The following is a 15,088-nucleotide window of genomic DNA, read 5'->3' as shown; positions in this document are numbered from 1 at the left end:
GGGCGTTCTTTTTGATAATCAACATTGAACTTGCATATCTCGTTTCCTTTCGTATCAAATATTGTGTATTTTGTTTGGTCATTACTATAAGCGGCGGTAAATGAACCATTTTCCGGTATATCATACCTTGTTGACATATTTTCATACTTATAGTTCAAATTTATTCTGTATTTGTCAACCATTGAAATTAAAAGTATACAAATAATTATTCCAATCAACAATGAAAACAAAGCATAAAGAACAAAGGACATCCTAATACTCATGCTATTTAACCGATTGAACCATCTGCTTCTCTTTAATTTTTCCATTTATATCCGCACCCCCAAACAGTTTCAATGTAAGGTCTATCGCCTAAAGATAAAAATTTTGCCCTAATACGTCTGATATGTTCTGTAACAACTGTATTATCACCAATGCCGTCTAATCCCCAAACTTTTTCATAAATAGTTTCCCGGTCAAAAACAATTCCTTTGTTTTGTGAAAGGAAAGATATTATATCAAATTCCTTTTTGGTAAAAGCCATATCCTTATTATGATAAAACACAATACGTGAGGAATAATCTATAACCATATCTTCATCAAATTGCACCTTTGAAGATGTATTGTGTCTTTTTTCTCTGCGAAGATGTGCTGCAATGCGAGCTTCTAATTCATCAACAGAAAATGGTTTTATTACATAGTCGTCTGCGCCAATAGAAAATCCTTTTATTTTATCACTATCTTCAATGCGTGCTGTTAAAAAAATTATAGGGCATGAAACATAATCCCGTATTCTTTCACAAACAGTAAATCCATCAATATCTGGCATATTAACGTCTAACAAAATAATGTCAGGTTTTTTTTCTACTTCTTTTAATGCAGCATTTCCTGCTGTTGCAGTATATACCGTATATCCAAGTTTGCTGAAATAGCAATACAGCATTGATACAATTTCTTTTTCATCGTCTACAATTAAAATACTCTGCGACATAAATGTGCCTCCATTGTGAATATCTGATTTAAGATTATCAAACAAAAATCTATTTCTAATCAATTTCTTTAATTTTCGATGTCATTAGATATTATATATGGCAATATGAGTTGTAGCAACCTTACTCTGCATGTTTTATGCTCTATTACCATCAATACTATGATATGTGTAATCATATCTCAAAGAAAAGAGGAACAGTAAAATGTAATAGGGTGAAAAATATGAAGCAGGATAAAGTGAAGTATGATTTTAAGGCTTTCAGGCAAGCCATTAAAGCAGCAAGAAAAGCAAAGGGAATATCACGCAATCAGTTAGCCGACACACTGAACATTGCGCCCCGGTATATCGCGTCCATTGAAAACAGCGGGCAGCACCCAAGTTTACAGATTTTATATAAGCTTGTAACCCTGCTTGACGTATCAGTAGACCAGTTCTTTTTCCCGGAACGGGAACAAGAGAAGTCCACACGCCGCCGTCAGCTCGATACCATGCTTGACACAATGAGCGAAACAGATTAAAAATCATGTCTGCTACTGCAAAAGGCATAGAGGAAGCCAACAATGACAGGACGGGGGAATAAAGTTCCCTCGTTTTTGTCTGCATAAAGTGAATGAAGCGTCGCAGAATTGCGGCGTTTTTCTTTTGCGCTTTTTGGCATACTGGGAGTTCCGTTGTAGTGATAAGTGAGGAAAAAACTTTCTTAGCAAGCATAGGAAAAGAGTACCCTTTTCCGTATTTTCGCCCTCCCGTCCTGCGGTGCGTCGGTTGAAAATTGCTTGTTGGGAAGTGTGGAGGAGATTGAGACGTATATAGGCAATATAGAGTCTGGAAAGAGCGGAAGCATAGATATCCTCACGAATGCCGTGGCGACGACTGCTGCGAGCGGTGATATGTCAAAGGTGATAGTTACATATGAGGACAAAGAGGGGAATGAGACGACGATTGAGGGGAATTTCAAGGCGACTGTGGAATCTCCGGTGTATGACAATGTAGAGAAGATAAAGGACAGCACAAAAAGCAGTGATAAAAAGGTGTTATATGGTGTAATTGCTGTGGTTATAGTGATAGCTCTGTTCTGTATATGTGCGATAAAAAAGCACAGGAGAAAAAAGGAGATTCTTGATGAATTTTAGATTCCGGTCACGGGGAGAGAGTTTATAAGGAGATAGATTGTATGGGGTGGATATGGCATTTGTGTCTTATGAATATGAAGAGAAGAAAGATCAGAACATTTCTCACCGTTCTCGGCGTGATGATAGGTGTTATATCGGTTGTAGCACTTCTGGCTGTGGGAATCGGAGTCAAGAACGAGATGATAGATTCTGCGGTTGCAAGTGGAAGTGTCAACCAGATAACGATATACAGTGAGACCGGAAGTAAGCATAAGGATCGAATGATAACGGACAGAACGATATCTACATTGACAGATCTTGCAAATGTGGATGGTTGTTATCCTCTGTATGAGGTGCCTGTGAGTATGAAGTATGGGGAGTATGAATACTTTGGCAATCTTGTGGGTGTGCCGGGAAATGAGCTTGATGGCTGGAGTCTGGCCTATGGGGAAAACAGCAATTCTTCACATGGGACACCTGAACTGATCTCGGGCGGCAGTGTGGGCAAAATGTTCTTCAATCAAAAGACATTTGACAGTTACGAGAAGAGAGAGAAGAAGAGTATTGAATCCCTTGTCGGAAAGAGATTTGACACGACCGTCGGATGGAGCGGTGAAAGTGACAGGATATTCAAACTGAAACTCGCCGGGGTTTTATCTGATGGAGATACGGATAACAGCTCTGACAATGCTTCTGCTGACACTTCTTATGACAGTGCAGTTCAGGATGAAGAGTCTGACGAATCGCTGGACATCTCTGACAGCTACAGCGAGAAGTCTCAGACGATATACTGTGATATGGATTCACTGAAAAGCCTGCTCAGAAAGGTCAGCGCCGATGGCAAGCTTTACGGTCAGCCGGTGGATGGCAATGGCAACAGCTACCGTGAATTTGTCTACACATCAGCGGTGGTGATCGTAGATGATATAAATAACGTCGATGCGATGGTAAAAAAGCTTCAGGACATGGGGTATCAGACAGAGAATTCCAAGGAATATCTGGACACGATACAGAAGTACCTCAAGATGATACAGCTTCTTCTCGGCGGAATCGGAATGATAGCACTTATTGTGGCTGTCATAGGAATAAGCAACACCATGACGACCTCTGTATTCGACCGGGTAAACGAGATCGGTATATTGAAGGTCCTCGGCTGCGACATAGACGAGCTCAGACTTCTGTTCCTCATGGAGGCCGCAGTGATAGGACTTGTCGGAGGCGTCCTCGGAGTATTATCCTCCTACGGAGTGAGAATAGTGGTGAATAAAGCCGCCGTCTCCATGTTCAACCTTGCAAAAGGAACCCAGATAGCCATGATCCCATGGTGGCTTGCACTGGCCGGAGTCCTCGGCTCCGTGATCCTCGGAGTGGCAGCAGGCTATTTCCCAGCAAGATGGGCCTCAAAACTAAGACCAATAGACGCCGTGACAAGGAGGTAAAAGGTCACAAAATTATCGCAAACATAAAGAAAAAGCCAGAAAGATACAAAAAACAGAAAAGTTGTATCATTCAGAGGAAAACAAGCAAAAAAGATACAGTTTTACGCACAAAAAAAGCAGAGACAACTCACACAAAACACAAAGAATGTGTGAACTGTCTCTGCTTTTGTTGTATATCCCGTGATGGATCCACATCCTTACAGTGTACGGGCTTCACTATCTCAAAGGACTTTTCGTCCGTCCTTATTTCCTGTTGGCTCTGTAACGGAGAGTATGGTCAAGAATCTTCTTACGGATTCTGAATGACTTTGGTGTGATCTCCAGAAGCTCATCAGTGTCGATGAAGTCAAGAGCCTGCTCAAGACTCATCACCTTTGGAGGTGAAAGCTTGAGAGCATCATCTGATCCTGAAGAACGTGTGTTGGTAAGCTGCTTCTTCTTGCAGACATTGACCTCCATGTCCTCAGCACGAGGATTCTCACCTACAACCATACCGGCGTAAACCTGCTCACCAGGTCCGATGAACAGTGTTCCACGCTCCTGTGCGTTGAAAAGACCATATGTGATCGAAGTACCTGACTCGAATGCGATGAGTGATCCCTTTGAACGGTAGCTCATGTCACCCTTGTATGGAAGATACTCGTCAAATGTTGTGTTGATGATACCTGTACCCTTAGTAGCTGTCATGAAGTCACCACGGAATCCGATAAGTCCACGGGATGGAACAGAGAACTCAAGTCTTGTGGTTCCATTTCCTGTAGGAGCCATTCCCTGAAGCTCACCCTTTCTCTGGTTCAGCATGTTGATGATAGTACCTGCAAATTCGTCAGGAACATCTATATAAGCGATCTCAAATGGCTCAAGCTTATGTCCGAGCTCATCTTCCTTGTAGATAACCTCAGCCTTACTTACTGCAAATTCATAACCTTCACGTCTCATGTTCTCGATGAGGACTGACAGGTGAAGCTCACCACGGCCTGAAACCTTGAAAGCCTCAGTTGTGTCAGTCTCCTCAACTCGGAGGCTGACATCTGTGTTCAGCTCTCTGAAAAGTCTCTCACGGAGATGTCTTGATGTTACGAACTTACCTTCCTTGCCTGCGAGAGGAGAGTCATTTACCATGAATGTCATGGCGATGGTTGGCTCAGAAATCTTCTGGAAAGGAATTGGGTCAGGATTCTCAGGGGAGCAGAGAGTATCACCTATCTGTACATCTGCGATGCCTGAAACAGCAACGATAGAACCTATCTGTGCTTCCTTAACCTCTATCTTGTTAAGACCCTCATACTCGAAAAGCTTTCCGATACGAACCCTCTCGAGCTTGTCCGGGTCATGCTCATTTACTATGACAAGATCCTCATTTACCTGAGGACACCATTGTCGACCTTGCCGACACCGATACGTCCAACGTACTCGTTGTAGTCGATTGTGCTGACAAGCATCTGTACACCTGCCTCAGGATCGCCTGTAGGAGCAGGAATGTAATCAATTATAGTGTCGAACAGAGGCTTCATGTCTGTGCCTGGCTTGGATGAGTCAAGTGTTGCATAACCGGACTTGGCAGAAGCAAATACAAATGGGCAGTCAAGCTGATCCTCATTTGCATCGAGCTCGATGAGGAGCTCAAGAACTTCGTCAACTACCTCGTCAGGACGTGCCTCAGGACGATCACATTTATTTACACATACGATAACTGCAAGATTAAGCTCAAGAGCCTTCTTCAGAACGAACTTGGTCTGTGGCATAGGACCCTCAAATGCATCAACAACGAGGATTACTCCGTTTACCATCTTAAGAACTCGCTCAACCTCACCGCCGAAGTCTGCATGACCCGGAGTATCAATGATGTTGATCTTGGTGCTTCCATATGTTACGGCAGTATTCTTGGAGAGGATAGTGATTCCTCTTTCACGCTCGATATCGTTGGAATCCATGACACGCTCAGCGACCTCCTGATTGTCACGGAACACACCGCTCTGCTTTAAGAGCTCGTCTACAAGTGTTGTTTTACCGTGGTCAACGTGGGCGATGATAGCCACATTTCTGATATCATCTCTTGTTATCTTCATAATTTTCACTCTTTCTTTCAAATTTAGTCTACTTTACAACGGTTAACATTCTAGCATAGTGAAAAAACCAATGCAATAATTATAATGTACAAAAATGTTGTAAAAATGAGGGCAAATGGCGGAAAAATGATTATTTTGCAGCCGCTTTGAGCAGCATCTCTTTGAGTTCGTCAGGTGAGAACTTGTAATGAGAGTTGCAGAACTGGCAGTTGACCTCTATAGGCTCGCCCTCCTCGAGAAGGCTTGCGATCTCTTTTTTGCCAAGGCTGAGTACCGCATTGTAGTATCTCTCCTTGCTGCAGTTGCAGTGCCACTCGGTAGGCAACTCATCGGTCACTACAACGTCATATCCTTCAAATACATCCTTGATGATGTCAAGAGGAGTCTTGCCCGCATCGAGGAGACTGGTGATAGAAGAAAACTCGTTAAGTCTCTTCTCAAGAACGTCTATGAGCTCATCCGATGCAAATGGCATAAGCTGTATGATGAAGCCGCCTGCCTGTTTGACGGTGTTGTCCTTCTCCATGAGAACACCAAGGGCAACAGATGTAGGAATCTGCTCAGATGTCGCAAAGTAATAAGTAAGATCTTCGGCAATCTCACCGGACACGAGCTGTGTCTGACCGACATAAGGCTCCTTGAGACCGATATCCTTGATAACTGAAAGCACGCCGAGATCAAGTGCCTTGGCAACATCCAGCTTACCCTTGTCATTTGCGTGAAGGATAACGTTTGGATTGTTGACATATCCCTTGACTCTTGAATGTGCGTCTGCAGTTACGGTAAGTCCTCCGATCGGTCCGTTGCACTGGATCTGAAGTGTGAGTACGTCGGACTCGTTCTTGCACTGTGCTCCCATAAGTGCTCCTGCTGTGAGCAGTCTTCCAAGTGCGGCTGTAGCCACAGGGCTTGTGTTGTGGATAGATCTTGCAGTCTCCACGATATCTCTTGTTGTTCCGGCGAAGAATCTTACCTGATTGTTCGCCGCCATACCTCTTATTATATGATCGCTCATGTTGTATACCTCGCTATTCTATGTTGATTAGTTTTGTTACATTTTGAAATCTGTCCGGTTATCTCTATATATAATCGCATTATAATTAATGATATATTGGACAATCTTCACCATTTTATATTATGAATGATGATAAGACAAGCCTATTCATAGTGTTTGTTATCCTGGTGTGTCTCCCTTGCAACCACGTATACCCTTTCACTGGAATCTGTGGCTGGCAGCCATGTAAATGCATCGTACATGGCAACGAGCTCCATGCCTGAGTCAGCAACGCATGTCCTCATGTCATCAAGGGTCAGGCCTCGCTGATAATGGAATTCCTGATACTTCCTGTATAGAGGACACTCATCATCCGGTTCAATGCCTGATTCTGGGTATTCTGGGAGAAACAGGCTGAGAGCCAGCTCATTTATATCGGTTTCCGTATCGTAGTAGTTATCCCAGATAAAGCTCACGTCGTCCCTGTCCTCGGCTATGGTGCTGTCGGCAACCACATCCTTGAAATAATGGCGGGTCTTGAAGTCGCAGATAAATATGCCCTTTGATTCGAGATAGTTATTTGCCAGCCTGAATACATGTGTGATATCTGAAAGCTCAGTGAGATAGTTGATGCTGTCACACACACATACGATGGCATTCACCGTGCCGAAGAGCTCAAATTCCTCATGTCCTGCATGAGATACAAGATGGATTCGTGACCTGTATCAAGTTTTTTTTCATTTGCCACCTCAAGCATCTCATATGAATTGTCGATACCGATCATGTCGTATCCGGCATCCGCAAGCCTTTCCGTTATCTCTCCGGTGCCACATCCAAGCTCACATATGAGCCCTTCGTTCACTCCGTATTTTCTCAAAACTTCTATTATATATGTGCACCAGTCATCATATGGAATGTTGTCCATCAGTTCATCATAGACACTGGCGAATACCTCATAAGCGTTCATGCTTCCTCCTTCAGCCTGCGCTGGTCAAATCTCTTGATAACAGTTTGAATTGTACCACAGCTTAAGTTTTATAGTAAACTGCAATAAATAATTATGCATAAAATTCGAATGATTGTTGAAGAAACTTAAAATAGCATTTATTATGTTACTGGGCAGAACAAATATAAAAATCAGAAAGAGGACAAGCAGAGATGGAATACTGGGATATTTACGATGTAAACAAGCAGCCTACAGGGCGCACGATGAAGAGAAATGACTGGAATATGAAACCGGGGGATTATCACCTCACAGTGCTCGGTGTGCTCCAGAACAGAGAGGGAAAGTATCTGATAACCAAGCGTGTCATGACAAAGGCGTGGGCAGCAGGCTGGTGGGAGGTATCCGGCGGCGGAGTGCAGGCAGGAGAGTCATCCATAGAGGCTGTCAGACGAGAGGTAATAGAGGAGACAGGCATAGACGTAAGTGATTTCGATGGAGGCTTGCAGTTTACATATAGGAGAGATAACCCGGATGAGAAGGACAACTACTTTGTGGATGTCTATAAGTTTACTGGAGATTTTTCGGAAATAGATATCAGGCCTCAGGAGGCGGAGACTGATGGTTTTAAGCTGGCAACTCTGGATGAGATAAAGGAATATGCAGAGCAGGGAATCTTCCTTCATTATGACAGTATCAAGAAAGTGTTTGAATAAGCCGGGCTGCTTATACCAAAAAACAGTTTGAAAAACACGGCATATATGCTAATATAGTTAAGATTAGAGAGGAATCGGGCGAAAAAGCGTTATAAAGCCTGAAAAGATAAATTTCAAGGAGGCATTTTCAAAAATGGCTGAGACATACAACCACAAAGTCGTTGAAGGAAAGTGGCAGAAGGTCTGGGATGACAACAAGGCATTTGCTGCTACAGATGATTATTCAAAACCAAAGTATTATGCGTTAGTTGAATTCCCATACCCATCAGGACAGGGACTTCACGTAGGTCATCCAAGACCATACACAGCGCTTGATATAGTAGCAAGAAAGAGAAGAATGCAGGGCTACAACGTTCTGTATCCAATGGGCTGGGATGCATTTGGTCTCCCTACAGAGAACTATGCGATCAAGAACAAGATCCATCCAAAGGAAGTAACCAAGACAAATGTTGCAAGATTCAAAAAGCAGCTCCACTCACTTGGATATTCATTTGACTGGGACAGAGAGATCAACACGACAGATCCTGAGTACTACAAGTGGACACAGTGGATATTCCTTAAGCTTTTCAAGGCAGGTCTCGCATACAAGAAGGAGATGCCTATCAACTGGTGTACATCATGTAAGGTTGGCCTTGCAAATGAGGAAGTTGTCAACGGCGTATGTGAGCGTTGTGGCAGTGAGGTTGTCCGCAAGGTTAAGTCTGAGTGGATGCTCAAGATTACAGATTACGCAGACAAGCTCATTGAAGGACTTGACGGCGTGGATTACATCGAGCGTGTAAAGGTTTCACAGAAGAACTGGATCGGACGATCAACAGGAGCTGAGGTAGATTTCTCAGTAAAGGGCAAAGAGGACAAGCTCCGCATATATACAACAAGATGCGATACATTATTCGGAGTAACATACATGGTTGTTTCACCAGAGCATCCAATCCTTGACAAGTACAAGGACGAGATCGGCAACTGGTCAGACATCGAGGCATACCGTGAGCAGGCAGCGAAGAAGAGCGACTTTGAGCGTTCAGAGCTTGCAAAGGATAAGACTGGTGTATGCATAGACGGACTCACAGCCATCAACCCTGTAAATGGCAAGGAGATCCCTATATACGTATCAGACTATGTACTCATGAGCTACGGAACAGGTGCTATCATGGCGGTTCCTGCACATGATGACAGAGACTGGGAATTTGCAAAGAAGTTCGGACTTCCACTCATCCAGGTTGTTGCAAAGGATGGCGAGGAAGTAGATATAAATGAGACTGCATTTACAGACGTGGCAACAGGAGTGCTCATCAACTCAGATTTCCTCAACGGCCTTGAGGTAAAGGATGCAAAGGAGAAGATGATCAAGTTCCTTGAGGAGAAGGGTATCGGTCAGGCAAAGACCAACTACAAGCTCCGTGACTGGGTATTCTCACGTCAGAGATACTGGGGCGAGCCAATTCCTATCGTTCACTGCGATAAGTGTGGTTATGTTCCAATCGACGAGAGCCAGCTTCCACTTCTCCTTCCGGAGGTTGACAGTTACATGCCGACAGACAATGGTGAGTCACCACTTGCAGCTATGACAGACTGGGTAAACACCACATGTCCATGCTGTGGCGGTCCGGCAAAGAGAGAGACGGATACTATGCCACAGTGGGCTGGATCATCATGGTATTTCCTCAGATATACAGATCCTCACAACACAGAGGCTCTTGCAAGCAAGGAGGCACTCAAGTACTGGCTTCCTGTTGACTGGTACAACGGAGGAATGGAGCATACAACACTTCACCTTCTGTATTCAAGATTCTGGCACAAGTTCCTGTACGATCAGGGCGTAGTTCCTACACCAGAGCCATACCAGAAGAGAACATCACATGGTATGATCCTCGGTGAGAACGGTGAGAAGATGAGTAAGTCAAGAGGCAACGTTGTAAATCCTGACGACATCGTAGATGTATATGGCGCAGATACACTTCGTACCTACGAGATGTTCATCGGAGCATTTGACCTTGCAGCTTCATGGTCAGAGGATGGTGTCAAGGGATGTAGAAGATTCCTCGACAGAGTATGGAAGCTTCAGGACAGTGTGACAGACGAGAAGGGCTACTCCAAGGATATGGAGACCAAGATGCACCAGGTTATCAAGAAGGTTTCAAATGACTTCGAGAACCTGAAGTACAACACAGCTATCGCAGCCATGATGGCACTTCTCAACGACTTCTACAAGAAGGGAAGCGTTACAGCAGATGAGTTTAAGACACTGCTCATCCTGTTAAACCCTGTTGCACCTCATATCACAGAGGAGCTGTGGTCAGTAAAGAACTATGGCGGATATGTATATCAGCAGACATGGCCAGAGTTCGATGAGGCAAAGACAGTAGAGTCAACAGTAGAGATCGCTGTACAGATCAACGGTAAGACTAAGGCAACACTTGCGATCGGCAAGGAGGATCCAAAGGATGAGGTTATCGCAAAGGCTAAGGAAGTGATCGCCGACAAGCTCACAGGTAACGTTATCAAGGAGATCTATGTTCCTGGACGTATTGTGAATATTGTTATGAAATAAAAAAACTATAAACATGAGAAAGCCACATGGAGAAAAATCCATGTGGCTTTCTTGATGTTAAATATATATCGGATTATCATTTATTTCAGATAAGGCAGCAGATTCTTGAGTGCGCTGTATGCACTGTCACGTTTGTACAGCGGTATCGATTCCACCAGCCTGTCAAGATCGTCATGAGTGATATAATCCTTGTTCTCGGGGGTGGTGGCCGGTTCCTTTCCGAACACCAGAAAATCCAGTGGCGCATCAAGAACAGTTGCGATATTGGCAAGAGTATATATACTCATACTTTTGTATCCATGTTCCAGCTCATACACATAATGAGGAGACACTTTTATTTTCTCGGCAAGCTGTTCCTGAGTAAGATTATGAGCCTTTCTCACATTTCTTATCCGCAATCCCAAGTCAAAGATATCTATCACAATAACCTCCATCTTGCTGAAACAATATCTATCAGCTACATTTTATGCAAATAGTATCTGCCAATAACGGTATTGCCAGCCAGAAACTATCAGGTACAAAAATGTGAAACTGTAGCTGATAGCTACAAAAATGAAATTGTGTTACATTCAGTGAAATGCATTTTTTACAGCATGGACTTTATCATATTTATCTTTTGTTTTTCCTGTGGAGACATGCCTTCGCTCAGAACATCCAGAACGATCTCGGACTCGGATCTGCTGAAGGAGAGATCCCTTTTTTGCAGTTCTTTGTTGATCTCCATTAGCTGGGGGAGCATCTGCTCCGGAGTCATGGTGGACTGGGAGTTGGATAATCTGAGAAGAATTTCCCTTTTTAGCGGATGCATGTTTTTTAGTCTTGGGTCATTTTGAAGATTCATGTTTAATATCCCTCCATATCATATTTTTCAAACAGGTCTTTGACGGAGCTGTATATATCCTGGGATGACTGGGATTCAGTGTTGTCGTAGTTTTCTTCGCCCTCGGTTTCAGAGGCAGTTCTGCTTTGATAGTGCCGGTACAGAGAATCCGTGGATTGCTGTGTGTTCATGGCTTCCATGGTCTTCATCATATCCATGGCTTTTTTCATGCTGGCAAACTGGTCCCTGATATCGGGAAATCCACACCCAGCAAGGGATGACAGTATATCATCCTGATTGTTTATATCTTTGTGGAGTCCACAGGAGTTTACATAATTTGTATCGCGCAGAGCATTCAATATGGTCTGAAGTTCCATGATCTTTATGTACATTGCCAGAGGAGCTTTCATACGGTCATCCACAAATGGGAGAATGGCCTCCATCATGAACAGGCGGTCATCTTTTATTAAGTTGTCCAGTGGATGATGGAAGTTGCCATTAAACATATGAAGCTCCGTTTCATGCAGTGATCACTTGGTAAGACAGCTATACTATATTCTATTGATTTTTAGTAAAAAAAATACCAGCAGAATTGCTTCTGCTGGCCACTTTCTGTGGATACCGGACAGCCTTTCTGCCCGATATCCCGTTTATGGATAATGGTGAATCCGCTGTTAGCAGCAGCCGCAATCATTGCCGCCGCAGCCACCGCAGCCACATCCGTTGTTATTGCCACAGCCACCGCAGCAGAATAAGAGAAGGATGATCCAGATGCAGCTATTGTCATTGCCACAACCGCTGTTAAAACCGAAACCATCGCCGCCGCAGCCACCGCAGCAGAGGAGAAGGATGATGATCAGAGTGCAACTGTTGCATCCACATGAACCTCCGCAAGAAAGTCCATTTCTGCCGCCACAGCCACAACCGCCACAGGCACACTGTGTTGCTGATAAATCACTCATGGTAAGCCTCCATTATTTTGTTCATGGTTTAACATATTCGCATGAACATGATGTGTTACACATTTGTTCAAAAAATATTTTGTTTCATTTAAGATATCTAAAATGTGTTATAAAGCCGCCTTAAGGCATCCAATTCGATGTTCTAAAAACAGATTTACTATGCTATAATAAGCGCAGGTACGCTGAGAATCAGCGTAGGAAGTTTGGAAGGAAAACGATAAAAAAGGACAGGGGGAAGATAACTTGCTATATCGTTGTGTGAATTGCGGGGGTAACGTAGTGTACGACCCTGCGAAGAAAAAGATGGTCTGCCTTAGTTGCGGGGGAAGCGACTGTCAGGAACTGGTTCCATCACAGGAGCCTGTAATATGTATAAACTGTGGTTCACAGATACCTTACACGGAGTATCAGTCTGCGGGAAGATGCCCTTCATGTGGAACATATCTGCTCAGGGATGACAAAGTAAATTATCCGTATGGGGCTGATGTGATACTTCCTTTTAAGATATCAAAGCATGAGGCTGAGGAGAAGCTGAGGAATGAATTTGGTAAAAAGCTATTTATACCGGGAACATTCCTTTCACAGAAGACGCTTGAGGCGCTTAAGGGAGTGTATGTCCCATTCTGGATGTACGATTATGATTCGGATGTGGCTTATGAGGCCATAGGAACAAAGGTCAGATCATGGACGTCTGGAGACAAGAGATATACAGAGACTTCATATTTTGATGTCGGAAGAAGCCTGCATGTGAATTATGAGGGCATACCGGTTGATGCATCCATAGCCATGGAGGATGGAATCATGGATCTCATGGAGCCGTACAACTACAAAGAGCTCATGCAGCATGACAACAAGTACCTCTCGGGATTCGATGCGGAGACTTACAATATGCCGCCGAATGAGGTGGAGCCGAGGGCTCAGGCAAAGGCGGAGAAGGCAAACAGAGATTGGGTGAGAAGCACCACAACCGGATATTCATCACTTACAAATGAGAGATTCAGAAACAACAACAGACTCACGGGAACAAAGTTCGGACTCATGCCGGTGTGGGTATATGAGTACCGTTTCCAGGGCAAAAACTATAAGTTCTATGTCAACGGACAGACTGGAAAATGTGTTGGAACAGAGCCGAAGAGCATGAGTAAGGCAGTTGGACTTACCGCACTTTTGTTTGGCGCAGCATTTGTATTGCTTGATGGCTTGTCTATGTTATTGGGGGTGTTGTAAATGAATGCAGTAAAGAAATTTATCGTGGCAATGCTCGTGGTACTTGGACTTGGAATAGTGTTCTTTATAGGATACTTTGTGAAATCAAATGCCAATCTCAAGCATGACGCCAGAAATAATACAGAATGTAAGACAAATGAGAGAGTGTTTGACTATGCAGATAAGCTGTCTGATTCGGAGGAGGAGACTCTCCGCGGGGAGATAGCAGAATTGGAAGATAAAGTGGGTATGGACTTTGTTGTCGTTACCATGGATCAGTACACAGATCTGTCAGAATATGATGCCGATGCAGTTTCATATGACATAGAGTCTAACACAAAGGATATAGCAGAGAAGATCTGTGATTATTACAGATTCGGCTGGGAAGAGTGGCCTGCAGGAACATATCTTGACGGCAGGGATGCCAGCACAAGCGTAGTTATAGTTGCCAACTGGCAGGAGAACGACGGATATGTTTATCTGTGCACAGCCGGCAAGGCGAAGAAGAGAATAAGTGATTCCAAGGCGACATCCATAACGGAATACGGTGGAAAGATACTCAGATCGGATACTCTTGGAGCATTTGAGAGAATGATGTCAAGAACAGAGACGGCTATGAAGAGCAGCACAGGAGGATTAAAGTTCCTGTCACCATTTATATGCTTCCTTGTATCTCTGGGAGCAGCCATCGCATTCTGCATCGTGAATCTGTCGAAGAAAGCAGGAAAAGATACCACAACAGCTTCTACATACAGCGATGGAAATGCCAAGGAGCTTGACAGAAGAGATATATTTATACGTAAGGAAGTAACCAGCGTGACTATCCAGAGCAGCTCAGGAGATTCTGGTGGATCAGGCGGTGGCGGTGGTCATGGCGGTGGCGGAAGCCATTTCTAAAAATCTGACCGTACGCGGGAAAGACATATTATGAAGAACAGGAAGTTTGAAAGTTATATTCTAAAAAACAGAATACCCGGGATCATTCTATCACTGATCATGGTGGGATGCATGATCATCATGGCGTGGCATTTCAGTCTGCCGGACAGGATAAGGAGCAGGACATACAGAAGTATAGCTGATGTGGAATCCAGGGCGAATCCGAACGACAGGGATGTGACGATAACCGTGGATCGGGCGGATTATATAGGATACGATTATTATGTGGATTCTGAGAGGCAGGGCAGGTACTACTACTGTCAGCAGGATGGCAGATATGCCATCCTGCTCATCAGGAGTAACGAAGATGTACTGCTGAATTATACGCTGAGAGGCAGAGTAGTCTCTGCGGATGATGTGTATACATCGA

Annotated in this window: 13 protein-coding genes and 4 pseudogenes; 8 read left to right on the top strand and 9 right to left on the bottom strand. The window is 43.9% G+C overall.

Features of this window, described 5'->3' with window-relative positions; genetic code table 11:
* A pseudogene (locus CCU_RS05865) lies at window positions 1-308 on the bottom strand (HAMP domain-containing sensor histidine kinase); the annotation flags it as partial.
* Window positions 296-970 carry a response regulator transcription factor gene (locus CCU_RS05860; RefSeq protein WP_015533934.1) on the bottom strand — a complete coding sequence of 225 codons (675 nt, stop codon included), beginning with the start codon at window positions 968-970 and terminating at the stop codon, window positions 296-298. The gene CCU_RS05860 and the pseudogene CCU_RS05865, both read right to left, overlap by 13 nt.
* A 221-nt stretch (window positions 971-1,191) precedes the next feature.
* Between CCU_RS05860 and CCU_RS05855 the strand changes: the two are divergent.
* The 3 genes and pseudogenes from CCU_RS05855 (at window position 1,192) to CCU_RS05845 (ending at window position 3,521) form a co-directional block, all read left to right on the top strand.
* Window positions 1,192-1,550, top strand: a pseudogene (locus CCU_RS05855) (helix-turn-helix domain-containing protein).
* Between the two features lie 208 nt (window positions 1,551-1,758).
* The gene (locus tag CCU_RS05850; protein WP_208896028.1) at window positions 1,759-2,103 is read left to right on the top strand and encodes a hypothetical protein; all 345 of its coding nucleotides are present in this window, start codon (window positions 1,759-1,761) and stop codon (window positions 2,101-2,103) included.
* Window positions 2,104-2,144: 41 nt separating this feature from the next.
* Window positions 2,145-3,521, top strand: a complete 1,377-nt coding sequence (locus CCU_RS05845) for an ABC transporter permease (protein ID WP_015533932.1) — start codon at window positions 2,145-2,147, stop codon at window positions 3,519-3,521.
* A gap of 243 nt (window positions 3,522-3,764) precedes the next feature.
* On the opposite strand, the pseudogene typA reads toward CCU_RS05845, so the two are convergent.
* From typA to CCU_RS14720, 3 genes and pseudogenes are all read right to left on the bottom strand, one after another.
* Window positions 3,765-5,590, bottom strand: a pseudogene (gene typA / locus CCU_RS14725) (translational GTPase TypA).
* 130 nt (window positions 5,591-5,720) lie between these two features.
* Entirely contained in the window at window positions 5,721-6,605 is an 885-nt protein-coding gene (gene hslO, locus CCU_RS05835) for an Hsp33 family molecular chaperone HslO (RefSeq protein WP_015533929.1), read from the bottom strand.
* Window positions 6,606-6,748: 143 nt separating this feature from the next.
* Window positions 6,749-7,551 (bottom strand): annotated as a pseudogene (locus tag CCU_RS14720) (class I SAM-dependent DNA methyltransferase).
* A 191-nt stretch (window positions 7,552-7,742) separates the two neighbouring features.
* Here CCU_RS14720 and CCU_RS05825 point away from each other — a divergent pair.
* Window positions 7,743-8,243: an NUDIX hydrolase gene (locus CCU_RS05825; protein ID WP_015533927.1), complete on the top strand. Its 501-nt coding sequence runs from the start codon at window positions 7,743-7,745 to the stop codon at window positions 8,241-8,243.
* Between the two features lie 133 nt (window positions 8,244-8,376).
* Window positions 8,377-10,794 (top strand): leucine--tRNA ligase, encoded by a 2,418-nt coding sequence (gene leuS / locus CCU_RS05820; protein ID WP_015533926.1) that lies wholly within the window; start codon window positions 8,377-8,379, stop codon window positions 10,792-10,794.
* Between the two features lie 80 nt (window positions 10,795-10,874).
* Here the strand turns inward: leuS and CCU_RS05815 are convergent, their stop codons facing one another.
* From CCU_RS05815 to CCU_RS05800, 4 genes are all read right to left on the bottom strand, one after another.
* Window positions 10,875-11,216 carry a helix-turn-helix domain-containing protein gene (locus CCU_RS05815; protein WP_055146956.1) on the bottom strand — a complete coding sequence of 114 codons (342 nt, stop codon included), beginning with the start codon at window positions 11,214-11,216 and terminating at the stop codon, window positions 10,875-10,877.
* Between the two features lie 164 nt (window positions 11,217-11,380).
* Window positions 11,381-11,635, bottom strand: a complete 255-nt coding sequence (locus tag CCU_RS05810) for a hypothetical protein (protein ID WP_015533925.1) — start codon at window positions 11,633-11,635, stop codon at window positions 11,381-11,383.
* 2 nt (window positions 11,636-11,637) lie between these two features.
* Complete coding sequence (locus CCU_RS05805; RefSeq protein ID WP_015533924.1) at window positions 11,638-12,120, bottom strand: hypothetical protein; 483 nt, start codon at window positions 12,118-12,120, stop codon at window positions 11,638-11,640.
* Window positions 12,121-12,288: 168 nt separating this feature from the next.
* A complete protein-coding gene (locus tag CCU_RS05800) occupies window positions 12,289-12,576 on the bottom strand; it encodes a hypothetical protein (RefSeq protein ID WP_022215902.1) in 288 nt (95 codons plus the stop codon).
* A gap of 243 nt (window positions 12,577-12,819) precedes the next feature.
* Between CCU_RS05800 and CCU_RS05795 the strand changes: the two genes are divergently transcribed.
* The 3 genes from CCU_RS05795 to CCU_RS05785 form a co-directional block, all read left to right on the top strand.
* Window positions 12,820-13,803: a hypothetical protein gene (locus CCU_RS05795; protein ID WP_022215903.1), complete on the top strand. Its 984-nt coding sequence runs from the start codon at window positions 12,820-12,822 to the stop codon at window positions 13,801-13,803.
* Complete coding sequence (locus tag CCU_RS05790; protein ID WP_015533922.1) at window positions 13,804-14,679, top strand: TPM domain-containing protein; 876 nt, start codon at window positions 13,804-13,806, stop codon at window positions 14,677-14,679. It begins immediately after the preceding gene.
* A gap of 30 nt (window positions 14,680-14,709) precedes the next feature.
* On the top strand, window positions 14,710-15,088 hold a 379-nt coding region (locus CCU_RS05785; RefSeq protein ID WP_208896027.1), incomplete at its 3' end, for a hypothetical protein.

Source organism: Coprococcus sp. ART55/1 (assembly GCF_000210595.1).
GTDB lineage: Bacteria > Bacillota > Clostridia > Lachnospirales > Lachnospiraceae > Coprococcus > Coprococcus aceti.
Note: the sequence above shows the minus strand (reverse complement) of the source record. Positions and strands in the feature narration are given on the sequence as shown.

Bases quoted from the DNA above. Each gene is read 5' to 3' on its own strand.
- CCU_RS05860 (WP_015533934.1), bottom strand. From the start codon at position 970: ATGTCGCAGAGTATTTTAATTGTAGACGATGAAAAAGAAATTGTATCA.
- CCU_RS05845 (WP_015533932.1), top strand. From the start codon at position 2,145: ATGGGGTGGATATGGCATTTGTGTCTTATGAATATGAAGAGAAGAAAG.
- hslO (WP_015533929.1), bottom strand. From the start codon at position 6,605: ATGAGCGATCATATAATAAGAGGTATGGCGGCGAACAATCAGGTAAGA.
- CCU_RS05825 (WP_015533927.1), top strand. From the start codon at position 7,743: ATGGAATACTGGGATATTTACGATGTAAACAAGCAGCCTACAGGGCGC.
- leuS (WP_015533926.1), top strand. From the start codon at position 8,377: ATGGCTGAGACATACAACCACAAAGTCGTTGAAGGAAAGTGGCAGAAG.
- CCU_RS05810 (WP_015533925.1), bottom strand. From the start codon at position 11,635: ATGAATCTTCAAAATGACCCAAGACTAAAAAACATGCATCCGCTAAAA.
- CCU_RS05805 (WP_015533924.1), bottom strand. From the start codon at position 12,120: ATGTTTAATGGCAACTTCCATCATCCACTGGACAACTTAATAAAAGAT.
- CCU_RS05800 (WP_022215902.1), bottom strand. From the start codon at position 12,576: ATGAGTGATTTATCAGCAACACAGTGTGCCTGTGGCGGTTGTGGCTGT.
- CCU_RS05790 (WP_015533922.1), top strand. From the start codon at position 13,804: ATGAATGCAGTAAAGAAATTTATCGTGGCAATGCTCGTGGTACTTGGA.